At 70.5% G+C, this 22,592-nt stretch carries 23 protein-coding genes and 1 pseudogene; 10 read left to right on the forward strand and 14 right to left on the reverse strand.

The window, feature by feature from the left end:
* Nucleotides 1–238 precede the first annotated feature (238 nt).
* From AC5Y5E_RS03160 to AC5Y5E_RS03175, 4 genes are read right to left on the reverse strand one after another with little or no spacing between them, the layout of a single operon-like run.
* A complete protein-coding gene (locus AC5Y5E_RS03160) occupies nucleotides 239–382 on the reverse strand; it encodes a hypothetical protein (RefSeq protein ID WP_499901515.1) in 144 nt (47 codons plus the stop codon).
* 40 nt (nucleotides 383–422) lie between these two features.
* Nucleotides 423–1,262 (reverse strand): pseudouridine synthase, encoded by an 840-nt coding sequence (locus tag AC5Y5E_RS03165; protein ID WP_499901516.1) that lies wholly within the window; start codon nucleotides 1,260–1,262, stop codon nucleotides 423–425.
* A gap of 7 nt (nucleotides 1,263–1,269) precedes the next feature.
* A complete protein-coding gene (locus tag AC5Y5E_RS03170; RefSeq protein ID WP_499901517.1) occupies nucleotides 1,270–2,994 on the reverse strand; it encodes a glycerol-3-phosphate dehydrogenase/oxidase in 1,725 nt (574 codons plus the stop codon).
* Nucleotides 2,995–3,050: 56 nt separating this feature from the next.
* Entirely contained in the window at nucleotides 3,051–4,481 is a 1,431-nt protein-coding gene (locus AC5Y5E_RS03175) for an NAD(P)H-quinone dehydrogenase (protein WP_499901518.1), read from the reverse strand.
* A gap of 84 nt (nucleotides 4,482–4,565) precedes the next feature.
* Between AC5Y5E_RS03175 and AC5Y5E_RS03180 the strand changes: the two genes are divergently transcribed.
* Complete coding sequence (locus AC5Y5E_RS03180; RefSeq protein ID WP_499901519.1) at nucleotides 4,566–5,045, forward strand: gamma-glutamylcyclotransferase family protein; 480 nt, start codon at nucleotides 4,566–4,568, stop codon at nucleotides 5,043–5,045.
* 67 nt (nucleotides 5,046–5,112) lie between these two features.
* Here AC5Y5E_RS03180 and AC5Y5E_RS03185 read toward each other — a convergent pair whose 3' ends face one another.
* From AC5Y5E_RS03185 to AC5Y5E_RS03195, 3 genes are all read right to left on the reverse strand, one after another.
* Nucleotides 5,113–5,994, reverse strand: a complete 882-nt coding sequence (locus AC5Y5E_RS03185) for a type IV toxin-antitoxin system AbiEi family antitoxin (RefSeq protein ID WP_499901520.1) — start codon at nucleotides 5,992–5,994, stop codon at nucleotides 5,113–5,115.
* Between the two features lie 108 nt (nucleotides 5,995–6,102).
* Nucleotides 6,103–7,269: a M20 family metallopeptidase gene (locus AC5Y5E_RS03190; protein WP_499901521.1), complete on the reverse strand. Its 1,167-nt coding sequence runs from the start codon at nucleotides 7,267–7,269 to the stop codon at nucleotides 6,103–6,105.
* Complete coding sequence (locus AC5Y5E_RS03195) at nucleotides 7,266–8,453, reverse strand: M20 family metallopeptidase (protein WP_499901863.1); 1,188 nt, start codon at nucleotides 8,451–8,453, stop codon at nucleotides 7,266–7,268. The genes AC5Y5E_RS03190 and AC5Y5E_RS03195 overlap by 4 nt, the downstream gene beginning before the upstream one ends.
* Nucleotides 8,454–8,574: 121 nt before the next feature.
* On the opposite strand from AC5Y5E_RS03195, the gene AC5Y5E_RS03200 reads away from it, so the two are divergent.
* Nucleotides 8,575–10,044, forward strand: a complete 1,470-nt coding sequence (locus AC5Y5E_RS03200; RefSeq protein ID WP_499901522.1) for a PPE family protein — start codon at nucleotides 8,575–8,577, stop codon at nucleotides 10,042–10,044.
* A gap of 31 nt (nucleotides 10,045–10,075) precedes the next feature.
* Here the strand turns inward: AC5Y5E_RS03200 and AC5Y5E_RS03205 are convergent, their stop codons facing one another.
* Nucleotides 10,076–10,693 carry a cutinase family protein gene (locus tag AC5Y5E_RS03205; RefSeq protein ID WP_499901864.1) on the reverse strand — a complete coding sequence of 206 codons (618 nt, stop codon included), beginning with the start codon at nucleotides 10,691–10,693 and terminating at the stop codon, nucleotides 10,076–10,078.
* An 88-nt stretch (nucleotides 10,694–10,781) separates the two neighbouring features.
* Between AC5Y5E_RS03205 and AC5Y5E_RS03210 the strand changes: the two genes are divergently transcribed.
* Both AC5Y5E_RS03210 and AC5Y5E_RS03215 read left to right on the forward strand, forming a co-directional pair.
* Nucleotides 10,782–11,588 carry a purine-nucleoside phosphorylase gene (locus tag AC5Y5E_RS03210; protein ID WP_499901523.1) on the forward strand — a complete coding sequence of 269 codons (807 nt, stop codon included), beginning with the start codon at nucleotides 10,782–10,784 and terminating at the stop codon, nucleotides 11,586–11,588.
* Nucleotides 11,589–11,601: 13 nt separating this feature from the next.
* Nucleotides 11,602–13,077: pseudogene (locus AC5Y5E_RS03215) on the forward strand (phospho-sugar mutase); the annotation flags it as partial.
* A 4-nt stretch (nucleotides 13,078–13,081) separates the two neighbouring features.
* On the opposite strand, the gene upp reads toward AC5Y5E_RS03215, so the two are convergent.
* On the reverse strand, nucleotides 13,082–13,705 hold the full coding sequence (gene upp, locus AC5Y5E_RS03220; protein WP_499901524.1) for a uracil phosphoribosyltransferase: 624 nt from the start codon (nucleotides 13,703–13,705) through the stop codon (nucleotides 13,082–13,084).
* A gap of 105 nt (nucleotides 13,706–13,810) precedes the next feature.
* Here upp and AC5Y5E_RS03225 point away from each other — a divergent pair, with 105 nt between their 5' ends.
* Genes AC5Y5E_RS03225 through AC5Y5E_RS03235 form a run of 3 tightly spaced genes read left to right on the forward strand, consistent with a single transcriptional unit; the run spans nucleotide 13,811 to nucleotide 17,045 of the window.
* On the forward strand, nucleotides 13,811–14,653 hold the full coding sequence (locus AC5Y5E_RS03225) for an alkaline phosphatase family protein (protein WP_499901865.1): 843 nt from the start codon (nucleotides 13,811–13,813) through the stop codon (nucleotides 14,651–14,653).
* A gap of 44 nt (nucleotides 14,654–14,697) precedes the next feature.
* On the forward strand, nucleotides 14,698–16,005 hold the full coding sequence (satS, locus tag AC5Y5E_RS03230) for a protein export chaperone SatS (RefSeq protein ID WP_499901525.1): 1,308 nt from the start codon (nucleotides 14,698–14,700) through the stop codon (nucleotides 16,003–16,005).
* Nucleotides 16,006–16,061: 56 nt separating this feature from the next.
* Nucleotides 16,062–17,045: a VWA domain-containing protein gene (locus AC5Y5E_RS03235; RefSeq protein WP_499901526.1), complete on the forward strand. Its 984-nt coding sequence runs from the start codon at nucleotides 16,062–16,064 to the stop codon at nucleotides 17,043–17,045.
* A 4-nt stretch (nucleotides 17,046–17,049) separates the two neighbouring features.
* On the opposite strand, the gene AC5Y5E_RS03240 is transcribed toward AC5Y5E_RS03235, so the two are convergent.
* A complete protein-coding gene (locus AC5Y5E_RS03240; RefSeq protein WP_499901527.1) occupies nucleotides 17,050–18,057 on the reverse strand; it encodes a VWA domain-containing protein in 1,008 nt (335 codons plus the stop codon).
* 48 nt (nucleotides 18,058–18,105) lie between these two features.
* Nucleotides 18,106–18,327 (reverse strand): hypothetical protein, encoded by a 222-nt coding sequence (locus AC5Y5E_RS03245; protein ID WP_499901528.1) that lies wholly within the window; start codon nucleotides 18,325–18,327, stop codon nucleotides 18,106–18,108.
* A gap of 181 nt (nucleotides 18,328–18,508) precedes the next feature.
* On the opposite strand from AC5Y5E_RS03245, the gene AC5Y5E_RS03250 reads away from it, so the two are divergent.
* Nucleotides 18,509–18,793 (forward strand): GlsB/YeaQ/YmgE family stress response membrane protein, encoded by a 285-nt coding sequence (locus AC5Y5E_RS03250; protein ID WP_499901529.1) that lies wholly within the window; start codon nucleotides 18,509–18,511, stop codon nucleotides 18,791–18,793.
* A gap of 6 nt (nucleotides 18,794–18,799) precedes the next feature.
* On the opposite strand, the gene AC5Y5E_RS03255 is transcribed toward AC5Y5E_RS03250, so the two are convergent.
* Genes AC5Y5E_RS03255 through AC5Y5E_RS03265 form a run of 3 tightly spaced genes read right to left on the reverse strand, consistent with a single transcriptional unit; the run spans nucleotide 18,800 to nucleotide 21,569 of the window.
* Entirely contained in the window at nucleotides 18,800–19,879 is a 1,080-nt protein-coding gene (locus AC5Y5E_RS03255; protein WP_499901530.1) for an adenosine deaminase, read from the reverse strand.
* Nucleotides 19,876–21,174 carry a thymidine phosphorylase gene (locus tag AC5Y5E_RS03260; RefSeq protein WP_499901531.1) on the reverse strand — a complete coding sequence of 433 codons (1,299 nt, stop codon included), beginning with the start codon at nucleotides 21,172–21,174 and terminating at the stop codon, nucleotides 19,876–19,878. Before AC5Y5E_RS03260 ends, AC5Y5E_RS03255 begins: the two co-directional genes overlap by 4 nt.
* Nucleotides 21,171–21,569, reverse strand: a complete 399-nt coding sequence (locus AC5Y5E_RS03265; RefSeq protein WP_499901866.1) for a cytidine deaminase — start codon at nucleotides 21,567–21,569, stop codon at nucleotides 21,171–21,173. The genes AC5Y5E_RS03260 and AC5Y5E_RS03265 overlap by 4 nt, the downstream gene beginning before the upstream one ends.
* A gap of 212 nt (nucleotides 21,570–21,781) precedes the next feature.
* Between AC5Y5E_RS03265 and sdhC the strand changes: the two genes are divergently transcribed.
* A complete protein-coding gene (sdhC, locus tag AC5Y5E_RS03270) occupies nucleotides 21,782–22,120 on the forward strand; it encodes a succinate dehydrogenase, cytochrome b556 subunit (protein ID WP_499901867.1) in 339 nt (112 codons plus the stop codon).
* Complete coding sequence (locus tag AC5Y5E_RS03275; RefSeq protein WP_068106762.1) at nucleotides 22,117–22,584, forward strand: succinate dehydrogenase hydrophobic membrane anchor subunit; 468 nt, start codon at nucleotides 22,117–22,119, stop codon at nucleotides 22,582–22,584. The genes sdhC and AC5Y5E_RS03275 overlap by 4 nt, the downstream gene beginning before the upstream one ends.
* Nucleotides 22,585–22,592 lie beyond the last annotated feature (8 nt).

Genomic DNA, 22,592 nt, shown 5'->3' on the forward strand with positions numbered 1-22,592 from the left:
CTAGAAGCGTATGACCATCACCTCAAACTAGTCAATGAGTAGCATATTTATGCAGTTAGGACAATGCGCCGCCTATGGTGATCATACAATTCATGTGGATACGTCCGTATTGCAAGCAGCGGTTCTAGCGAAGGGATCTAGCCGCAAGACACCGCCGAAGCGAACACAGCACTGGATACGGACTAGCATTGATCGAGTCTGCGTGGTCCTTGAATTGACGAGCGTGTGAGCGTATCGACTAGTTCCCTGGGCACCAGGTGAAGTGGTTGAGCGGCGCGGGGGCGGGTTGGGCGTGGGCGGCTCCCGCGGCGAGGCCGACGCCGGCCACGGCGAGGCCGCCCGAAAGGAGCGCCCCGGCAACGGCTTTCTTCAGTGTCTGCATGACGGCAGGCTAACCACGCGCGCATGCGAAATCCCTGCGCCTACGGCCCCGGCCGCCGGCTGACGAACTCGCGGCGCACACCCGACCGCGGGTCGTCGAACTCGATGCGCTGCGCCAGCAACCGCAGCGGCGTGCTGAAGTCGTCGGGGGCCACGTCAATGATGTTGGGGTACAAGGGATCACCCTCGATCGGCACGCCGAGCGAGGCCATGTGCACCCGCAACTGATGCGTGCGTCCGGTGCGCGGCGTCAGCCGGTACACGCCGTCGGCCAACAACTCCACCAACGTCTCCGCGTTCGGCACACCGGGCTCGCAAGAGGCCTGTAAAACCCCGCGGCGCTTGATGATCCGGCTGCGCACCACCCGCGGCCACTCCAAAGAGGGGTCGACGGCGGCCCGCGCCAAATACGTCTTGCGAACCAATCCCCGGGAAAACAACGTCTGGTAGGCGCCGCGCACCTCCCGCCGGGTCGTGAAGAGCAGCACCCCGGCCGTGAGCCGGTCGAGCCGATGCGCCGGGCTCAGCTCGGGCAAATCGAGTTCGCGGCGCAGCCGCACCAGCGCGGTCTGCGCGACGTGGCGCCCCCTGGGCATGGTGGCCAAAAAGTGCGGCTTGTCGACGACGACGATGTCGCTGTCTTGATGCAGGACCGGGATGCCGAAGGGCACCGGCACCTCGTCGGGCAGCTCGCGATACAGGTAGACGAAAGAACCCGCCGGCAGCACCGTCGTCTCGCCAACCGGGGTGCCGTCGGTGTCGACAACCTCGCTGGCCGGCGCGCCGAACCGGGCGGTCAGCTCGGCCAGCACCGGGCCGCCGCGCAGCCGCACCCGTGCCGGGCCGAGCCCGTCGCGCACGGGAAGGGGCGGAGGCCTCACCGGAGACTCAACTGAGCGGCACCGGCTCGAGGATTTCGGCGCGCGCCTCGGGCGCGCTGGCCCGCAATTCGTCCGCCGACACGTCGTCGGGCTGGGCCTGCGACAGGATTTCGGCCTCCACCCGCGCCGTGTAATTGGCGACCTCGCGGTCGACGTCTGCGGCGGACCACCCCAGCACGGGCGCGACCACGTCGGCCACCTCGCGGGCGCAGTCGACGCCGCGGTGCGAGTACTCGATGGAGATGCGCATCCGGCGGGCCAGGACGTCCTCCAGATGCAGGGCCCCCTCGGTGGTGACGGCGTAGAGGGCCTCCACCCGCAGGTATCCCGGCGCCTCCTTGATCGGGCTGAGCAGGTCGGGGGTCTCGGCCGCCAGCTCCAGGACCTCGCCGATCAGCGAGCCGTAGCGGTCCAGCAGGTGGCGCACCCGGTACGGGTGCAGACCCTTCAGCGTGCCGACGTGCTCGACCTGGTTGACCAGCGCGAAGTACCCGTCGGCGCCCAGCAGGCTCACCTTCTCGGTGATCGACGGCGCCACCCGGGCCGGCACGAATTGGGCCGCGGCGTCGATCGCGTCGGCGGCCATCACCCGGTAGGTGGTGTACTTCCCGCCGGCGATCGCGACCAGCCCGGGCGCCGGCACGGCCACGGCGTGCTCGCGGGACAGCTTGGAGGTTTCCTCGCTCTCCCCCGCCAGCAACGGGCGCAGGCCGGCGTACACGCCGTCGATGTCGGCGTGCGTCAGCGGTGTGGCCAGCACGGTGTTGACGGTGCCCAGGATGTAGTCGATGTCGGCCTTGGTGGCCGCGGGGTGGGCCAGGTCGAGGTTCCAGTCGGTGTCGGTGGTGCCGATGATCCAGTGGCCGCCCCACGGTATGACGAACATCACCGACTTCTCGGTGCGCAGGATGATCGCGACGTCGCTGACGATGCGGTCCCGCGGCACCACGACGTGCACGCCCTTGGACGCGCGCACCTGAAACCGCCCGCGCTGCTTGGACAGCGCCTGGATCTCGTCGGTCCACACCCCGGTGGCGTTGACCACGACGTGGCCGCGGACCTCGGTGATCGCACCGTCCTCGGAGTCGCGAACCCGCACGCCGGTCACCCGATCGCCCTCGCGCAGCAGCGCGACCACCTGGGTGGACGACCGAACTACCGCGCCGTAGTGCGCCGCGGTGCGCGCGACCGTCATGGTGTGACGGGCGTCGTCGACGACGGTGTCGTAGTAGCGGATCCCGCCGATCAGCGACGTCCGCTTGAGGCCGGGGCTCAGTCGCAGGGCGCCCGCCCGGGTCAAATGCTTTTGCGCGGGAACGGATTTCGCGCCGCCCAGGCGGTCGTAGAGGAAGATGCCCGCCGCGGTGTAGGGGCGTTCCCAGACGCGATGGGTCAGCGGGAACAGGAAGGGCATCGGCTTGACCAGGTGCGGCGCCAGCTTGGTCAGCGACAGCTCCCGCTCGTACAGCGCCTCGCGGACCAGCCCGAATTCCAGCTGCTCGAGGTAACGCAGTCCGCCGTGGAACATCTTCGACGACCGGCTCGACGTGCCCGACGCGAAATCGCGCGCCTCCACCAGCGCCACCTTCAGCCCGCGCGTGGCGGCGTCCAGCGCGCACCCCGAGCCCACCACGCCGCCGCCGATGACCACCACGTCGAACTGCTCGGCGCCCAGCCGCTCCCAGGCCAGCGTGCGTTGCTGCGGTCCCAGCGCGTCGATCGGGTCGCTCACTGCGGGGGCTCCTGTCCGGTTACTCGTCGGTAGGCGTGCGGTTCCCAGGCTAAGCCCTAATCGAGATCGTCGTGGGCCATCAGCCGGCGCGCGGCCTCGGTGATCGAGCCGGACAGCGACGGGTAAACGGCCAGCGTCTGCGCCAGCTCGTTGACCGTGATGCGGTTCTGCACGGCCACGGCGATCGGCAGGATCAGCTCGGAGGCGATCGGCGCCACCACGACGCCGCCGATCACCACACCGGTGGACCGCCGGCAGAAGACCTTGACGAAGCCCTGCCGCAGGCCCGACATCTTGGCCCGCGCGTTGGTGCGCAGCGGCAGCATGATGGTCCGCGCCGACACCGAACCGTCGTCGATCATCGATTGCGGCACCCCGACCGCGGCGATCTCGGGCCGGGTGAACACCGTCGCGGCGACCGTGCGCAACCGGATCGGGCTGACGCCCTCCCCCAGCGCGTGATACATCGCGATCCGGCCCTGCATGGCGGCGACCGACGCCAACAGCAGCAGCCCGGTGCAGTCGCCGGCGGCATAGATGCCGGGCACCGAGGTGCGCGAAACCCGGTCGACGGTCAGGTAATTGCCCGGCCCCAGCTCGATGCCGACCCGCTCCAGGCCCAGGCCGCCGGTGTTGGGAACCGACCCGATGGTCATCAGGGCGTGGCTGCCCTCGACGGTGCGGCCGTCGGTCATGGTGACCAGCACCCCGGCGTCGGTGCGGGTGACCGACTCGGCGCGCGCGTTCTTGAACAGCTGCACCCCGCGCTCGGCGAACGACTCTTCCAGCACCAACGCGGCGTCGGCGTCCTCGTAGGGCAGCACCCGGTCCCGGCTGGCCGCCACCGACACGCGCACGCCCAGCTCGGTGTAGGCGTGCACGAATTCGGCGCCGGTCACCCCCGAGCCCACGACGATCAGGTGCTCGGGCAGCGCCTCTAGGTCGTAGAGCTGCCGCCAGGTCAGGATCCGTTCGCCGTCGGGCCGGGCGGTCGGCAGGATCCGCGGGCTGGCGCCGGTGGCGATCAGCACGACGTCGGCCTCGTGCTCGCTGGTAACGGGGCCGTCTGGCCCCAAACCGGAATGCGTGGCCTTGATGCGGTGCTTGGCCAGGCCGGGCGTGGGGTCGACGAGCTCGCCGCGGCCCGCGACCACCTCGACGCCCACGGCCAGCAGCTGCGCGGTGATGTCCGCCGACTGCTCGGTGGCCAGCCGTTTGACCCGGGCGTGGATCTGCGGCAACGAGATCTTGGCGTCCTCGAAGTCGATGTCGAAGCCCAGCCGCGGCGCCCGGCGCAGCTCGGTGCGCAGCCCGGTGGAGGCGATGAACGTCTTGGACGGCACGCAGTCGTCGAGCACGGCCGCCCCGCCGATGCCGTCGGAGTCGATGACGGTGACGTGAGTGGTGTCGGGATGGGAGGTCGCGGCGACGAGCGCGGCTTCGTATCCGGCCGGACCTCCCCCGAGGATGACGATGCGGGTCACCACGGCCCCTAACCTATCGGGGCGGCCGGGACCCCGCGAATCGCTCGGGTGAATACCGCGCGAGCAGGCGACGTCTAAGCTTTCCCCGTGCCGCTCTACGCCGCGTACGGGTCGAACATGGATCCCGAGCAGATGCTCAAGCGCGCGCCGCACTCGCCGATGGCCGGAACTGGCTGGTTACACGGGTGGCGGTTGACGTTCGGCGGCGAGGATATCGGCTGGGAAGGGGCCCTGGCGACGATCGTCGAGGACCCCCAGTCGAAGGTGTTCGTCGTGCTTTACGACATGACGCCGGCCGACGAGATCAACCTCGACCGCTGGGAGGGCTCCGAGTTCGGCGTCCACAAGAAGATCCGGTGCCGGGTGGAGCGCATCTCGTCGGACACCACCACCGACCCTGCGCTGGCGTGGCTGTACGTGCTGGACGCCTGGGAGGGCGGCCTGCCGTCGGCGCGCTACCTCGGCGTGATGGCCGACGCGGCCGAAATCGCCGGCGCGCCGGAGGATTACGTGCACGATCTGCGAACCCGCCCGGCGCACAACATCGGCCCGGGAACCAGCGGCTGACTCCCCTTCCGCCGAGCGCGCTCATATGCACGCCGACACGCCGTCGCGGCCGGCATTTTGGGGGCACTCACGCTGCCCGACTTAATCGAGCGTTGAGCCGACGCACAAGTTGTGCGGGTTGATACCTGACATCCTCGGCGATGATCGGCACTACCACCCAACTCAGGTCCTGCAAGGCCGCGGACCTTTTGCGGTCCCGTCGAAATGCGTCGGGCCCGCTGTGCCAGTCGACTCCGTCGTACTCGGCAGCCACCCGAAACTCGGGCCAGGCGAAGTCGAGCCGCCAGAGGCGGCCGGTCAGGTCGATGACTTCGTACTGCAGCACTGGCCGCGGTAGGCCGCCATCGATCATGACCAGCCGAGCCTCGCTCTCCATCGGCGACTCGGCCAGCGGCGAAGCCAGGGAAAGGAGTTCCCGGACGTTGACGACGCCCCGACGACCGGACTGCAACCCGATGGCCCGCGCCCGCTCGCCGCGGCTGCACATCCTGCTGCGCAGCGCGGCATCGAGGGTCGCGAGTGCGCTAGGCCGCCGCAGGCTGCGGGCAACTGCGATCGCCGTCCATGAGGGTGCCGTGGCCGGCCGACCCCGCATCACAGTCAGAGGTGCCCCTTCTCGACGGTGCACCACCAGACCGCGAGCCGAGCGCAAGCGCCGACCGCCGGGGTTAAGCACATGCAGATTCGAGGTGTCTTCGGTGTCGAATCCATAAGCGGCCGCTGCGGTGTGCATGCACGCCGCGACCGTCGTGCCGGCCAGCAGGTCCAGGCCCCGCAATCGCAACGCAGCGGTCACTTCGCCGCGGCCGTATATGCCATGCCAAACCTTCTGCAATGCACCGGATTTGAGACTTGCCTCTAGGTTCCGGCGGGTCGCGAAAGCTAACACCTGGGCAGTGGTAACCACCCCGCCCTGTGCGGCTAGCACACGGTCGAGCTCAGCATGCATGCCGGATATCGTCAGTCCTCCGCGACGACCACGCCAGTCACTTGCCGAGCGTCCTCAAAATGCCGGCCTGGACGGCGTGTCGGCGTACAAATGAGCGCGCTCGCGGCCCTAGAACAGGGCCGCCTGCTCGACGATGTTGACCATCACGCGCAGCCCGATCGCCAGGGCCCGCTCGTCGAGGTCGAAGGTCGGCTGGTGCAGGTCCAGCTGCAGCCCCTCGCCCGACCACACCCCGAGCCGCGCCATCGCGCCGGGAATCTCCTCGAGATACCAGGAGAAATCCTCACCGCCGCCGGACTGCCGGGTGTCGGCCAGCGCGTCGGGGCCGACGGCCTCGATCGCGTGGGTCAGGATCCGCGTCGAGACGTCCTCGTTGACCACCGGCGGCACGCCGCGCCGGTATTGCAGCGTGTGCTCGATCGCCAGCGGGGACAGCAGCGCGGACACGGTCTCGCGGATGACCTCCTCGAGCGCGATCCAGGTCTGGCGGCTCGCGGTGCGCACGGTGCCGGCCAGCACGCCGGTCTGCGGAATCGCGTTGGGGGCCACGCCCGCGTTGACCGCGCCCCACACCAGCACCGTGCTGTTGCGCGGGTCGATGCGGCGCGACAGCACCCCCGGCAGCCCGGTGATCAGCGTGCCGAGGCCGTAGACCAGGTCGGCGGTCAGGTGCGGCCGCGACGTGTGCCCGCCGGGCGAGTACAGCGTGATCTCCATCTGGTCGGCCGCCGAGGTGATCGGGCCCTGCCGGACCGCGATCTTGCCGACCTCGAGGCGGGGATCGCAGTGCAGGGCGAAGATTCGCGACACCCCGGTCAGCGCCCCGCCGGCGATGGCATCGATCGCCCCGCCGGGCATCAACTCCTCGGCGGCCTGGAAGATCAGGCGCACCCCGACGGGCAGCTCCGGCACGGAACCCAGCGCCAGCGCCGTGCCCAGCAGGATCGCGGTGTGCGCGTCGTGCCCGCAGGCGTGCGCGACGTTGGGCATCGTCGAGGCGTATGGCGCGCCGGTCAGCTCGGCCATCGGCAGCGCGTCCATGTCGGCCCGCAGCGCGATCCTCGGCTCGTGCTCGGGACCCATGTCGCAGATCAGCCCCGTCCCGGGCAACAGCTTCGGCTTCAGCCCCGCATCGGCCAGCCGCTCGGCGACGAACTGGGTGGTGGCGAACTCCTGCCGGCCCAGCTCCGGGTAGCGATGGATGTGCCGGCGCCATTCCACCAGGTCGCCGTGGTGGGCGGCCAACCACGATTCGGCGGTGTCGACGAGGCTCATGCGCGCGCCCCGCCGGGTCGGCGCTGCTGCGCGGCCAGCACCCGGTCGCGCTGCTCGGGGGCCTGCGCGAGGTGAACCACCGTGCGCGCCAACATGATCGCGCCCTCGACCACCGCGCGGTCGGCGCTGGGGCCGGCGGCGGCCGCCGCGAAGGCGCGCTGGTGCACGGTGGCGCCGCCGGCGTCGACGCCGACGATCGGATGGATGCCCGGCAGCACCTGCGTCACGTTGCCCATGTCGGTGCTGCCCATCGGCAGCGACGCCTCCACCTCGCGGGCCACCGGCTCACGCCCCAGCCGGAGCATCTCGTCACGGAAGACGTCGGCCAGCCATTCGTCGGGCTTGAGCTCGTCGTACGCGGGCGCCGGGTTGTCGATCTCGTATTCGCAGCCGGTGGCGAGCGCGCCCGCGGCGAAGCACGCGTACATCCTGCCCTCCAGCTGTCTCAGCGATTCCGATTCGAGCGCTCGCATCGCATACTGCAGCGCCGCGTGCCCGGGGATGACGTTGACCGCCTGACCGCCGTCGGTGACGATCCCGTGCACCAGCTGGCCCGGCGCCAGTTGCTGCCGCAACAGCCCGACGGCCACCTGCGCGACGGTCACGGCGTCGGCGGCGTTGATCCCCTGATGCGGCGCGACGGCAGCATGGGATTCCTTGCCACGGTAGTGCACGGTCGCTTCCGACAGCGCCAGCGAGCGGGCCGCGGCGATGTCGGCGGGTCCCGGGTGCAGCATCACCGCCGCGGCGACGTCGTCGAACACGCCCGCCCGCAGCAACAGCGCCTTGCCGCCGCCGGCCTCCTCGGCGGGGGTGCCGATCAGCGCCACCCGCAGGCCCAGGTCGTCGGCCACCTCGGCCAGCGCCAGCGCGGTGCCCACCGCCGACGCCGCGATGATGTTGTGCCCGCACGCGTGGCCGATCTCGGGCAGGGCGTCGTACTCGGCGCACACCCCGACGGTCAGTGGTCCGCTGCCGAAGTCGGCGCGGAAGGCCGTGCCCAAACCGCCCGCGGACGCGGTGATCTCGAAACCGCGCTCGGCGACCAGCGCCTGCGCCTTGGCGCAGCTGCGATGCTCGGCGAACGCGAGCTCAGGCTCGGCGTGGATGGCGTGGGACAGCTCGACGAGGTCGGCACCGCGTCGCCGCACGACGTCCTCGACGCGACCTAACGGGTGGTCCAACGAGGGAGCGGGCACCATCGCAGTATCTCACCGCCGCGGTCGCGCCCCGGTACCAAACCGTTTAACTAGCTATCCCGCGTCCAACTGGACTTAAAGTATGTAATTCTGCTATCTATGTGACATGAGTTTTTTAGTCTTGCCGCCTGAGATCAACTCGTTGCGAATGTTCGTCGGCGCGGGGTCGGCACCGATGCTAGAGGCCGCAGCGGCCTGGGACGGCCTGGCCGCCGAGCTCGCGTCGGCGGCGTCGTCGTTCGCGTCCGTGACCTCCGGGCTGACTGCACAGGCGTGGCAGGGCCCGGCGTCGGCGGCGATGATGGCGGCGGCCACCCCGTACGCCGGCTTCCTCAGCGCGGCCGCCGCCCACGCCGAAAACGCGTCGGCGCAGGCCCAAGCCGTCGCCGCGGTGTTCGAGTCCTCGCTGGCGGCCACGGTGCACCCCACGATGGTGGCTTCCAACCGCACCGACCTGGTGTCCCTGGTGATCTCGAACCTGTTCGGCCAGAACGCCCCCGCGATCGCGGCCACCGAGGCCGAGTACGAGCAGATGTGGGCCCAGGACGTGGCCGCGATGGTCGACTATCACGCCGGCGCGTCCGCCGCGGCGACCCAGCTGGCGTCGTCCGGTCCCCTGGACTTCATCGAACAAAACATCTTCGCGCCGCTGGAAGCCTTGCCCGGCATCAACTTCGGGGGCATCGGCAACGCGCATTTGCTGACCCTCGGCATCGGGAACGGGCAATCGTGGAACCTGGGCAGCGGCAACCTGGGCGAGCTCAACCTGGGCAGCGGCAACCTGGGCAACGTCAACCTGGGCAGCGGCAATTTCGGCCACTGGGACCTGGGCAGCGGCAACATCGGCAGCTTCAACCTGGGCAGCGGCAACCTCGGCAGCTTCAACGCGGGCTTCGGCAACCTCGGCAGCTACAACCTGGGCTTCGGCAACAACGGCAGCAACAACTTGGGCCTCGGCAACGTGGGCTCGCTGAACTTCGGTTTCGGCAACACCGGCACCGGAAACATCGGCATCGGGCTCACGGGCGACCACCAGATCGGTTTCGGCGGCCTGAATTCCGGCCTCGGCAACATCGGGTTCGGCAACTCCGGCACCAACAACATCGGCCTCTTCAACTCGGGCAACGGCAACATCGGTATCGGCAACTCGGGCCAATTCAACTGGGGCCTGGGCAATTCGGGCGCCCTGAGCGCGGGGCTGTTCAACTCGGGATCGAGCGACACGGGATTCTTCAACTCGGGTGACTACGCCACCGGCGGCTTTAACGCGGGCAACTACAACACCGGTTTCTTCAACTCGGGCAGCACCAACACGGGGCTGTTCAACTCCGGCGACCTGAACACCGGCGTAGGCAACCTGTTCACCGGCTCCGGCACCAGTTCGGGCTTCGGCAACTCCGGCACGGGAAGCTCCGGGTTCAACAACACCGGCGACTTCGCCTCCGGCATCGGCAACACCGGCGACTACGTCTCCGGGTTCTTCCACGCGGGCGCCATCACCGGCAGCGTGAACGGGGCGTCGGCGGCCTTCACCGCGGGCATCACCGGCCTGCGCAACATCTTCGCGGGCCTGTAGCGGCGCGGGCCGGTCGCCAAGCTCGGGCGATTTACACCAGCCCGGCGATGAACGCCGCCGCTTGGCCGGGGAAGGGCGGCGCCTCGTAGACGTGGTGGGCGTCGCGGTCGCGGCCGCCGACGACGCAGACCGGATCGCCGTCGCTGCACAGGTCGATGGCGCGACCGGCCCACGCACCCGTCGACGACAGGGGCGTGTTGAACCGGTTGCCGGGATTGCCGAACACCGCGACCGCCCGCACCCGGTCGGCCAGCGCGGGATCCAGCGCGGGCGCCGACCCGAAGTCGCCGATGCGCTGCCCGAGGGGCGGCACGCCCGCCAGCATCGACACCGCGGCGGCGCCCTGCGAGAAGCCACCGAGCACCAGCCGCGTCGCCGGGCACTGGTCGACCATCGCGGCGATGTGGTCGCGCGCGTCGTTGGCGGCGTCGGCGGTGGTCAGGAAGTTGTAGCTGGCCGGATAGTTCACCGGGTACGCGTCGACGCCGCGCGCCCCGAGCGAGGACTGCAGCGCGGCGAACAGCGCATCGCCCACCGCGCCCAGGCCGGGCGGCTCGGCGGTGCCGCGGGCGAAGATGAGCTGGACAGCGGGACACGGGTCGGCCGCCGCCACCGGCGCGCGGCCGCACGCGATCGCGGCCACCGACACCGCAACGGCAACCACCAGAGGAAAATTCGACCACCGCGCACGACGCATACGGCAGATCCTGACACATGCGGGGCTAAGCTCGCCGACTGTGGCCGCACCCCTGCCCGATCCCGACGAGCTCGCGCGGCGGGCCGCGCGGGCGATCGCCGAGCGCACCGGGACCGCCGAGCACGACGTCGCCATCGTCCTGGGCTCGGGATGGCGGCCGGCGGTGGCGGCGCTGGGCCCCGCGACCGTCACGCTCGCTCAGGCCGACCTGCCCGGGTTCGCGCCGCCCACCGCCGTCGGACACACCGGTGAGCTGTTGTCGGTGCGCATCGGCGCGCATCGGGTGCTGGTGCTGGTCGGTCGCGTGCACGCCTACGAGGGACACCACCTGCGCCACGTCGTGCACGCGGTGCGCGCGGCGTGCGCGGCGGGCGTGCGCACCGTCGTGCTCACCAACGCGGCCGGCGCGCTGCGCCCCGAGCTGGCGGTCGGCGAGCCGGTGCTGATCAGCGACCACCTGAACCTCACGGCGCGCTCACCGCTGGTCGGCCCGCAGTTCGTGGACATGACCGACGCCTACTCGCCGCGGCTGCGTGAGCTGGCCCGCCTTGCCGACCCGGGGCTGACCGAGGGCGTCTACGCCGGCCTGCCCGGGCCGAACTACGAGACGCCCGCGGAGATCCGGGCGCTGCGGGCGCTGGGCGCCGACCTGGTCGGCATGTCGACGGTGCACGAGACGATCGCGGCCCGCGCGGCCGGCGCCGAGGTGCTGGGGGTGTCGCTGGTGACCAACCTGGCCGCCGGGCTCTCGGGAGAGCCGTTGAGCCACGCCGAGGTGCTGGCCGCCGGGACCGAATCGGCCAGCAGGATGGGCGCGCTCTTGGCCGACGTGGTGGCCCGGCTGTGACGACGTGACGCCGGCGCGCCCGCTGCGGTTCGGCACCGCCGGGTTGCGCGGGCCGGTGCGAGACGGGCCCGACGCGATGAACGTCGCGGTGGTGTCGCGCGCGACGTGGGCGGTGGCGCAGGTGCTGGGCGAACCGGGGCTGGTGGTCGTCGGCCGCGACGCCCGGCACGGCTCCGCGGCGTTCGCCACCGTGACGGCCGAAGTGCTTGCCGCCGAGGGCTTTTCGGTGCTGCTCCTGCCGGGACCGGTGCCGACACCCGTCGTCGCGTTCGCGGTCCGCCACACCGGCGCGGCCGCGGGGGTGCAGATCACCGCGTCGCACAACCCGCCGGGCGACAACGGCTACAAGGTGTACTGGCAGGACGGCATCCAGATCGTCTCCCCCACCGACCGCCGGGTCGAGGCCGCGATGGCCGCCGCTCCCCCGGCCGACCGGATCGCCAGGACGCCCGTCGCACCCGCCGAGACCGACCTCGTCGAGCGTTACCTCGAGCGCGCGGCGGCGGTGCGCCGCGGCGCCGGGTCGGTGCGGGTGGCGCTGACACCGCTGCACGGCGTGGGCGGCGCGGTGGCCGTGGCGGCGCTGCACCGCGCGGGATTCGACCAGGTGCACACCGTCGGGGCCCAGTTCGCGCCGGATCCCGACTTTCCCACCGTCGCCTTCCCCAACCCGGAGGAACCCGGCGCCACCGACGCGCTGCTCGCGCTGGCCGAGGAAACCCGCGCCGACGTCGCGATCGCGCTGGATCCCGACGCCGACCGGTGCGCCGTCGGCATCCCGACCCCCGCGGGCTGGCGGATGCTGTCCGGCGACGAAACAGGTTGGCTGCTGGGCGATTACATCCTGTCCCACGACAAATCCGGCGCGGCGGTGGTGGCCAGCACCGTGGTGTCGTCGCGGATGCTGGCGGCGATCGCCGCCGAACACGGCGCCACCCACGTCGAGACCCTCACCGGCTTCAAGTGGCTGGCGCGCGCCGATTCCGGCGTGCCGGGGGGCAGGCTGGTCTACGCCTACGAGGAGGCGATCGGCCACTGCGTCGACCCGGACGCCGTGCGCGACAAGGACGGCATCAGCGCCGCGGTGCTGGTGTGCGACCTGGTGGCCGCGCTGCGGGCCCAGGGTCGTTCGGTGCCCGACGCGCTCGACGACCTGGCCCGCCGCCACGGCGTGCACGACGTCGCCGCGGTGTCGCGAGGCGTCGCCGACGCCGACGAGGCCGCCGAACTGATGCGGCGGCTGCGGGCGGCCCCGCCGGGCCGGCTGGCCGGTTTCCCCGCGAGCACCACCGACATCGGCGACGCGCTGATCTTCACCGGCGGCGACGGCGAAACGTCGGCGCGGGTGGTGGTGCGGCCGTCGGGCACCGAACCGAAGTTGAAGTGCTACTTGGAGATTCGCTGCGCGCCGACCGGCGAGCTGCGGTCCGCCCGGGAGCGCGCCCGGGCCGTGCGCGACGCGCTGGCTTCCGAGGTGCGGGCCTGGTGAGCCGCTAGCGCGGCCCGAACTGGCGATCGCCCGCATCGCCGAGGCCGGGGACGATGTAGGCGATCTCGTTGAGCCCGTCGTCGACGGCGACCGTGAACAGCCGCGCGTCCGGCGCCGCTTCCTCAAGCGCCGCAACGCCTTCCGGCGCGGCGACCGCGCACAGCACCGTGATGCCCGACGCGCCGCGCCGCTGCAGCAGGCCGATCGTGTGGCACATCGACCCGCCGGTGGCCAGCATCGGATCGAGGACGATCACCGGCACGCCGGACAGGTCGTCGGGCAGCGACTCGAGATATCCTGTCGCGCAATGGGTTTCCTCGTCGCGGGCCATGCCGACGAAGCCCACCCGCGCCTCCGGCAGCAGCTCCAGGGCGCGCTCGAGCATGCCCAGGCCCGCGCGCAGCACCGGCACCAGCAGGGGCGGGTGGGCCAGGCGCACCCCGAGCGTCTCGGCCAGCGGCGTACGGATTGGAAAGGTCTCGCGGGCGGCGTCGCGCGTGGCCTCGTAGACCAGCATCGCGGTCAGCTCCCGCAGGCCGGCCCGGAAGTGGGCGTTGTCGGTGCGTTCGTCGCGCAGCGCCGTCAGCCGCGACAGGGCCAGCGGGTGATCAATGACGCGCACGTCCACGGCATTTGACCCTATATAACGATTGCGACTAGCAACGCCGACACGCTCGCGTTGCCGCCCTCGGGCGGGCGGATCCGCCCATATACTCCCGGCGTGCTGAGCACAATCAGAAGCCTGGCCGGCACGGCCGCGTTGGTCGGACTGGCGATTGTCCCGTCGGCGCCCCGGGTGGAGCTCGCGGCCGCCGCGCTCCCGCAGCCCGCGCACGTGGTGATCGTGGTGGAGGAGAACCGCTCCGCGACCAACATCATCGGCAACAAGTCGGCGCCGTTCATCAACGCGCTGGCCGCGGGCGGGGCGAACATGGTGCAGTCGTTCGCCGAGGCGCATCCCAGCGAGCCCAACTACCTGGCGCTGTTCGCCGGCAGCACCCTCGGGGTGACCAAGGACTCGTGCCCGGTCGACGGCGGCGCCACCCCCAACCTGGGCTCCGAATTGCTGGCCGCCGGCTACACGTTCGTCGGCTACGCCGAAGGGCTGCCCGCGCCGGGGTCCACCGTGTGCAGCGCCGGCAAGTACGCGCGAAAGCACGTGCCGTGGGCCAACTTCACCAATGTGCCGCCCGCCAACTCGCTGCCGTTCTCGGCATTCCCGATGGGCAACTACGCCGGCCTGCCGACCGTGTCGTTCGTCATTCCCAACAACGACGACAACATGCACGACGGCTCGATCGCGCAGGCCGACGCCTGGCTGAGCCGCGAGCTGTCGGGCTACGCCAACTGGGCGGCGGCCAACAACAGCCTGCTGATCGTGACGTGGGACGAGGACGACGGCGGCCCGCGCAACCAGATCCCGACGGTGATCTACGGCGGGCACGTGCAGCCCGGCAACTACGCCGAGCAGATCAACCACTACAGCGTGCTTTCCACGCTGGAGCAGATGTACGGGCTGCCCAAAACCGGTTACGCGGCCGGTGCCGCGCCGATCGCGACGATCTGGGCGGGCTAGCCCGGGGCCGGGCGCCCGCGCCGCCCGTCGCTATTGTGTGCCGCATGGCTGCTGACCTCGTGCCGATCCGCCTGAGCCTGTCCGCCGGTGACCGTTACACGGTGTGGGCGCCGCGCTGGCGCGACGCCGGGGACGAGTGGGAGGCGTTCCTCGGCAAGGACGAGGACCTGTACGCGTTCTCCTCGGTCGCCGACCTGGTCGCGTTCGTGCGCTCGGGCGCCGACAACGATCTGGCGGACCACCCGGGCTGGCAGGACCTGACGTCGGCGCACGCGCACGACTTCGAGCCCGGCGCGGACCGCCAGTTCGACCTGGTCGTGGTCGAGGAGCTGGTGTCGGAGAAGCCCACCGAGGAGTCGGTGAGCGCGCTGGCCGGGGCGCTGGCGATCGTGTCGTCGATCGGATCGGTGTGCGAGCTGGCGGCGGTGTCGAAGTTCTTCAACGGCAACCCGAACCTGGGCACGGTGGCCGGCGGCATCGACACGTTCACCGGCAAGGCGGGCCAGAAGCGCTGGAACGCGATCGCCGAGGTGATCGGCCGCAGCTGGGACGACGTGCTGGGCGCGATCGAGGAGATCATCAGCACCCCCGAGGTCGACGAGGACGCGTCCGAAAAGGCCGCCGAGGAGCTGGAAGAGGAGCGCGAGGAGCCCGCGGAAGAAGATGCGGAGGCCAAAGAAGAAGCCGACGAGGCCGACGAGGACGAGGACGAGGACGAAGACGCCGGGGACGACGAAGACACCGAGGATGACGAGGCCGAGGAGCAGGCGCGCGCGCCCGGCGACACCGTCGTGCTGGGTGGCGCCGAGGATTTCTGGGTGCAGGTCGGCATCGATCCGATCCGGATCATCACCAGCTCCGGCACGTTCTACACCCTGCGCTGCTACCTGGACGACCGCCCGATCTTCCTGGGCCGCAACGGCCGGATCAGCGTGTTCAGCTCGGAGCGGGCGCTGGCCCGCTACCTCGCCGACGAACACGACCACGACCTGTCCGACCTGAGCACCTACGACGACATCCGCACCGCCGCGACGGACGGCTCGCTGGCGGTGGACATCACCGACGAGAACATCTACGTGCTGAGCGGGCTGGCCGACGACTTCGCCGACGGGCCCGACGCCGTGGATCGCGACCAGCTCGACCTGGCCGTCGAGCTGCTCCGCGACATCGGCGACTACTCCGAGGAGAGCACGGTGGACAAGGCGCTGGACACCGGCCGGCCGCTCGGCAAGCTGGTGGGCCACGTGCTGGAGCCGGAGTCGGTCGCCAAGCCCACACCCCCGTACGCCGCAGCCGTGCGCGAGTGGGAGAAGTTGGAGCAATTCGTCGACGGGCGGCTCAGGCGGGAATAGGGCGAGAGTAGCGGCCGCGTTTGACGGGCCACCCAGACTGCTCTTTACTGGCGCAGGTGTCGCTTCCCGGCGTCGGCCCGTTGCCCCTGTACGGATTCCAGCGTCCGGGCATGCTCCTGTTCGGGTTGATCCCGCTGGCGCTGCTTGCCGTCTACGTCGTGGTGCAGGCCCGGCGCCGGCAGCGGCTGCGCCGGTACACCGAGGCCGAGGTGCCCCAGTCGTGGTGGCGGCACCTTCCCATCGCGGTGTCGCTGCTGTCCCTGTTCCTGCTGACCGTCGCCCTGGCCACCCCCACGCACGACATGCGCATCCCCCGCAACCGCGCCTGCGTCGTGCTGATCATCGACATGTCCAACTCGATGCGCGCCACCGACGTCGAACCGAACCGGCTCAAGGCGGCCGAGCAGGCGGCCAGCCAGTTCGCCAGCCAGCTGACGCCGGGCATCAACCTCGGGCTGGTCGGGTTCGCAGGGACGCCCTACCTACTGGTGCCCCCGACCCCGCAACACGAGGCGACGCTCGAGGCGCTGAAGAAGCTCGAATTCGCCGACGGGACGGCGACCGGGGAGGCGATCTTCACCGCGCTGCACGCGGTCGGCGCCGCGGCCATCACGGGCGGGGACACCCCACCGCCGGCGCGCATCGTGCTCCTGTCCGACGGCGGCGAGAACAAGCCGACCGACCCGAGCGACCCGCACGACGGCGCCTTCACCGCGGCCCGGCTGGCCAAGGACCAGGGCGTGCCCATCTCGACCATCTCATTCGGCACGAAGGGCGGCGAGATCGAGATGGACGGGCAGCGCGTCGCCGTCCCCGTGTCCACCGACCAGATGCGCAAGATCGCCCAGCTCTCCGGTGGCCAGTCCTACACCGCCACCAACATCAACGAGCTGAACAAGAGCTACAACGCCATCGAAAACGACATCGGGTTCCGCACGGTGCCCGGACCCGGCAGCGCCGGCTGGCTGCGCCTGGGCGTCGTCGTCGCGCTGATCGCCGCGGCGCTGGCCCTGGTGATCAACCGGCGCCTGCCGGTCTGACCGCTCAGGCGGGCAGTCGCCGGTTCAGGAACTCACCCGCCAGCACGGCGCCGGCCAGGAGCACCGCGCCGAGCAGCATCCAGGCGAGGCTGGCGTCGCCCTTGACCGTCTGATAGCCGATCTGGCGCTGCAGCGTCGAGTAGACGCTCTCGAGCGATTCCAGGCTGTCCGCGTGGAACGCCTGGCCGTCGGTGATCTTGGTGATCTCCTGCAGCGTCTGGTCGTCGACGGGGACCGGGATGGTGGCGCCCTCGTACTCGACGGTGCCGTAGGGCGTGCCGAAGGAGATCGTCGAGATCTGCACCTCCTCGGCCTTGGCGGCCCGCGCGGCGGTGAACGCCCCCTGCGGGGCGTTGGGGTCCAGCGGCACGTTTTCGGCGCCGTCGGATTCCAGGACGATGCGTGCGGGGGGCGGCCCTTCGCCGCCGCCCAGCACCGAGCCGACCGTGGCGATCGCCTGCAGCGCCGTGAAGAGGCCTTCGCCCGTCGCCGTTTTCGGCGCCGGCTTCAACCCGTCGATCGCCGCCTTCACCGCGGCGCGGTTCGTCGTCGGGGAGACCAGCAGGGAGGCGTTGGCGGCGAATTCGACCAGGCCCAGGTTGATGGCCGGCGTCAGCTCATCGGCGAACTTCTTGCCGGCCTCCTGCGCGGCGGCCAGCCGGTTGGGGGCGACGTCGGTGGACGCCATGGATTCCGAGACGTCGATGACCAGCACCACGACCGCGCGGTTGAGCGGGATCCGGATGTCCGACGTCGGCCCGGCCATGGCGGTGGTCAGCAGCGCCAGCGACGCGGCGAGCAGGATCGTCGGCACGTGCCGCCACCGGCCGGAGCGCAGCGGCGCCACCCGCTCCAGCACCTCCATGTTGGCGAATCGCAGCACCCGGCGGCGCCGGGCGAACTGCACCACCACGTAGATCCCGATCAGCAGCGCCACGACCAGCAAGAACAGGAAGAACCAGGCGTTCTGGAAGCCCGTGAGCGACACGGGTCCCAGCAGCGGCAGCTTCATGTCCAGCCACCCTATTCGTCAAACGACGAGCCTGCATGGGCCGCCCGGTCAGGGCCGCTGGGGCGCGACCGTGGTTCCGTACAGGCAATCGTGAAGTTCCTGGCTGCCCGGGGCGAAGTCGAATCCGCAGTTGCACTCGCGGGCGTCCCGGGGAGGAAGCGAGTCGCAATACGGGGTGCCCGCCGAGGCCGACGGCGCGCTCCACAGCAGACCGGCGGCCAGGGCCGCCGCCGCCGCGCCGACCGCGGCCCGCGCCGCTTTCGGTTTCATGTTCAGTCCTTTTCGGTACGACGTCATGGACAACTCATATCAGTGTCGAGCGCAACGCGCAGCGCAGCGTTCGCGGGGACTTCGGACCCGATCGAGTTGTGTTACAAGCCCGGCGGTTCGGGGAACTCATGTCCGAGATGGCGCCCGCACGGGGCGCCGTAGAAGACAACAGGAGCTGCAAATGATCGGATCAATCATCCTGGCGATCATCGTGGGTGCTGTCATCGGTTTGGTGGCGCGTCTGGTCATGCCGGGCAAGCAGAACATCGGCATGATCATGACGGTCGTACTCGGTGCCGTCGGTGGCCTGATCGGCTCGGCGGTGGCCGCGCAGTTCGGATACCACAACGCCAACGGTGGGATCGCGTGGATTCCGTTCTTCGTGGGGGTCGGCGCCGCCGTCGTCCTGATCGCGATCTGGGAGGCCGTGACGGGCCGTCGCAGCCACACCGGGCTGCCCCGCTAACCGGGGCTAGCCGATCAACACCGCGTAGCGCGGCTTGATCACCTCGTCGATGATCGCCAGCCGCTCGTCGAACGGGATGAAGGCCGACTTCATGGCGTTGATCGTGAACCGCTCCAGATCACTCCACCCATAACCGAAAGCCTCGATGAGCCTCGACATTTCGAGGCTCATCGAGGTGTCGCTCATCAGCCGGTTGTCGGTGTTGACGGTGACGCGGAAGCGGGTGCGGGCCAGCAGGTCGAACGGGTGCTCGGCGATGCTCTTGACCGCGCCGGTCTGCACGTTCGAGCTTGGGCACAGTTCCAGCGGAATTCGCTTGTCCCGCAAGATGGATGCCTGCTGGCCCAGCCGGACGCGGCCGTCCCCGAGGACCTCGATGTCGTCGACGATGCGCACCCCGTGGCCGAGCCGGTCGGCGCCGCAGAACGCGATCGCCTCGTGGATGGACGGCAGGCCGAACGCCTCACCGGCGTGAATCGTGAAGCGCGCGTTGTGGTCTCGCATGTACTCGAAGGCGTCCAGGTGACGGGTCGGCGGGTTGCCGGCCTCGGCGCCGGCGATGTCGAATCCCACCACACCCTTGTCCCGGAACCGGATCGCCAGCTCGGCGATCTCCCGGGACACCGCGGCGTGGCGCATCGCGGTGACCAGCAGCCGCACCTTGATGGGGCGCCCGGCCGCCGCGCAGGCCTTCTCGCCCGCGGCGAAACCTTCCAGCACGGCGTCGACGACCTCGTCGAAGGACAGCCCGCGGTCGATGTGCAGTTCGGGGGCGAATCGCACCTCGGCGTAGACCACCGAATCCTCGGCCAGGTCCTCCACGCATTCGTAGGCGACCCGGTACAGGGCATCGGGAGTCTGCATCACCGCCACGGTGTGCGAGAACGGTTCCAGGTAGCGCTCCAGGGAGCCGCTGTGCGACCGGGTGCGAAACCACTTCGCCAGCTCGTCGACGTCCGTGGCGGGCAGCCCGTCGTAGCCGGTCGCACCGGCGATGTCGATCACGGTCGACGGCCGCAGCCCACCGTCGAGGTGGTCGTGCAGCAGGGCCTTGGGCGCCTTCCTGATCTGGTTGAGGTCGATCACTGCGCGATCCGATCGATGATCAGCGGCCGGGAGGCCGGGGGCGTGTCGTCGACGCTGTAGCCGCCGGCCAGCTCGGCCATCGCGGCGTCGAAGCGCTCGGGGGTGTCGGTGTAGAGGGTGAACAGGGGCTCGCCGGCGGCGACCGGCTCCCGGGGCCGGCGGTGGATCCGGATTCCCGCGCCCAGCTGCACCGGATGGCCCGGACGGGCCCTGCCCGCGCCGAGCCGCCAACTCGCCAGCCCCACCGCCATCGCGTCGATATCGCCCATTGTGCCGCCCCGGTGAGCGGTGACGGTCTCGGAACATGAACCGATCGGCAACGGTACCGACAAGTCGCCGCCCTGGGCCGCGACCAGCCGGCGAAAGCGGTCCATCGCGGTGCCGTCGCGCAGCGTCCGGGCGGGATCGCGGTCGGCGACGCCGGCGAGGTCGAGCATCTCGGCGGCCAGCCGCAGCGTCAGCTCCACCACGTCGGGCGGCCCGCCGCCGGCCAGCACCTCCAGCGACTCGGCGACCTCGAGCGCGTTGCCGACGGTCGATCCGAGCGGGCGGTTCATGTCGGTCAGCAGCGCACGGGTGGGCACCCCGTGCGCCGCGCCCAGCTCCACCATGGTCCGCGCCAGCTCCCGGCTGGCCGCCTCCGAGCTCATCAGCGCCCCGGATCCGACCTTCACGTCGAGCACCAGCGCGCCGGCGCCCTCGGCCAGCTTCTTGCTCATCACCGAGCTGGCGATCAGCGGCAGCGACTCGACGGTGGCGGTGACGTCGCGCAGCGCGTACAGCTTGGCGTCGGCCGGGGCCAGCTCGCCGGCGGCGAAGATGGCGGCGCCCACGTCGCGAAGCTGCTCGCGCACCCGCCGGCCGGACAGCTGGGCGGTGAACCCGGCGATGGATTCCAGCTTGTCCAGGGTGCCGCCGGTGTGCCCGAGCCCGCGGCCCGACGCCTGCGGCACGGCCGCCCCGCAGGCGGCGACGACGGGCACCAACGGCAGGGTGATCTTGTCCCCGACGCCGCCGGTCGAGTGCTTGTCGACGGTCGGGACGCCCAGGTCGGCGAAGTCCAGCCGCTCGCCGGAGGCCAGCATGGCCGCCGTCCACCGGGCGATCTCGCCGCGGTCCATGCCGCGCCACACGATCGCCATCAGCAGCGCCGACATCTGCTCGTCGGCGACGCGGCCGTGGGTGTAGGCGTCGACGACCCAGTCGATGGCGGCGTCGGACAGCCGCCCGCCGTCGCGCTTGGTCCGGATCACCGTCGGCGCGTCGAACGGGGCGTCGAAGTCCCAGTCGCTCAAGGCCGTTCCCGCGGCAGGTCGGCGGCGAACGCGTCGGGCAGCAGCTCGCCGAGGCGGCGCGGCCCCGCCGGATGGTCGATCAGCATGTCGGGGCCGCCGTGCTCCAGCAGCAGCTGGCGGCATCGCCCGCACGGCATCAGGGTGGCCCCCCGGGCGTCCACGCACGCCAGCGCGACCAGCCGGCCGCCGCCGGTGGAGTGCAGGGCGCACACCACACCGCACTCGGCACAGAGACCAAGGCCATATGAGACGTTCTCCACATTGCACCCGGTGACCACGCGGCCGTCGTCGACCAGCGCGGCCGCCCCCACGGCGAACCGCGAGTAGGGCGCATAGGCCCCCGCCGCAGCGCCGATCGCCTTGTCGCGCAGCACATTCCAGTCGACGTCGGGCACACGCACCTCGCTCACCAAAGGGCCGACTTGCCAGCGTCACCCTACTCTGACACGACATTTCGCTTGGCGACTGTTCGGCACGACCCGCCGGCTGGCAGGGTTAGGCTGAACCCCCGGCTGACTGTTCGGAGAAGGCGGGTGAGGACATGGTGAGCACTGCCGCCGCGCGCAAGCGGCGACCACCCCGGACCCTGTATCGGGGCGACCCGGGCATGTGGGCGTGGGTGCTGCACCGCATCAGCGGCGCGACCATCTTCTTCTTCCTGTTCGTCCACGTGCTGGACGCCGCGATGCTGCGGGTGAGCCCACAGACCTACAACGCGGTGGTGGGCGACTACAAGACCCCCATCGTCAGCCTGATGGAATACGGCCTGATCGCCGCAGTGCTGTTCCACGGCCTGAACGGGATCCGGGTCATCCTGATCGACTTCTGGTCGCAGGGCCCGCGCCATCAGCGGCTGATGTTCCTGATCGTCGTCATCGTCTTCTTGCTGCTGATGGTTCCCGCCGGCGTGGTGACCGGCATCCACGTCGCCGAGCACCTGCGATGAGCAGCCCGGACCTTCAGCTCGGGCGCGGCCAGACCGCGCCGGTCAAGCAGCGCTTCTACGACCGCCCCGCCAGCCTGGACAATCCCCGCTCCCCGCGCCGGCGCGCCGGCATCCCGAACTTCGAGAAGTTCGCGTGGCTGTTCATGCGGTTCTCCGGGATCGCGCTGGTGTTCCTGGCGATCGGGCACCTGTTCATCATGCTGATGTGGGACGACGGCGTGTACCGCATCGACTTCAACTACGTGGCGCAGCGCTGGCACTCGCCGTTCTGGCAGATGTGGGACATGGCGCTGTTGTGGCTGGCGCAGCTGCACGGCGGCAACGGGCTGCGCACCATCATCGACGACTACAGCCGCAAGAACTCCACCCGGTTCTGGCTCAACAGCCTGCTGCTGTTGTCGATGGGGTTCACGTTGGTGCTGGGTACCTACGTGCTGGTGACCTTCGACCCGAACATCTCGTGAGAGGCCGG

Source organism: Mycobacterium sp. NGS54, from assembly GCF_059812465.1.

Bases quoted from the DNA above. Each gene is read 5' to 3' on its own strand.
- AC5Y5E_RS03160 (WP_499901515.1), bottom strand. From the start codon at position 382: ATGCAGACACTGAAGAAAGCCGTTGCCGGGGCGCTCCTTTCGGGCGGC.
- AC5Y5E_RS03185 (WP_499901520.1), bottom strand. From the start codon at position 5,994: ATGCATGCTGAGCTCGACCGTGTGCTAGCCGCACAGGGCGGGGTGGTT.
- AC5Y5E_RS03190 (WP_499901521.1), bottom strand. From the start codon at position 7,269: ATGAGCCTCGTCGACACCGCCGAATCGTGGTTGGCCGCCCACCACGGC.
- AC5Y5E_RS03200 (WP_499901522.1), top strand. From the start codon at position 8,575: ATGAGTTTTTTAGTCTTGCCGCCTGAGATCAACTCGTTGCGAATGTTC.
- satS (WP_499901525.1), top strand. From the start codon at position 14,698: ATGGCTGCTGACCTCGTGCCGATCCGCCTGAGCCTGTCCGCCGGTGAC.
- AC5Y5E_RS03240 (WP_499901527.1), bottom strand. From the start codon at position 18,057: ATGAAGCTGCCGCTGCTGGGACCCGTGTCGCTCACGGGCTTCCAGAAC.
- AC5Y5E_RS03245 (WP_499901528.1), bottom strand. From the start codon at position 18,327: ATGAAACCGAAAGCGGCGCGGGCCGCGGTCGGCGCGGCGGCGGCGGCC.
- AC5Y5E_RS03250 (WP_499901529.1), top strand. From the start codon at position 18,509: ATGATCGGATCAATCATCCTGGCGATCATCGTGGGTGCTGTCATCGGT.
- sdhC (WP_499901867.1), top strand. From the start codon at position 21,782: ATGTGGGCGTGGGTGCTGCACCGCATCAGCGGCGCGACCATCTTCTTC.
- AC5Y5E_RS03275 (WP_068106762.1), top strand. From the start codon at position 22,117: ATGAGCAGCCCGGACCTTCAGCTCGGGCGCGGCCAGACCGCGCCGGTC.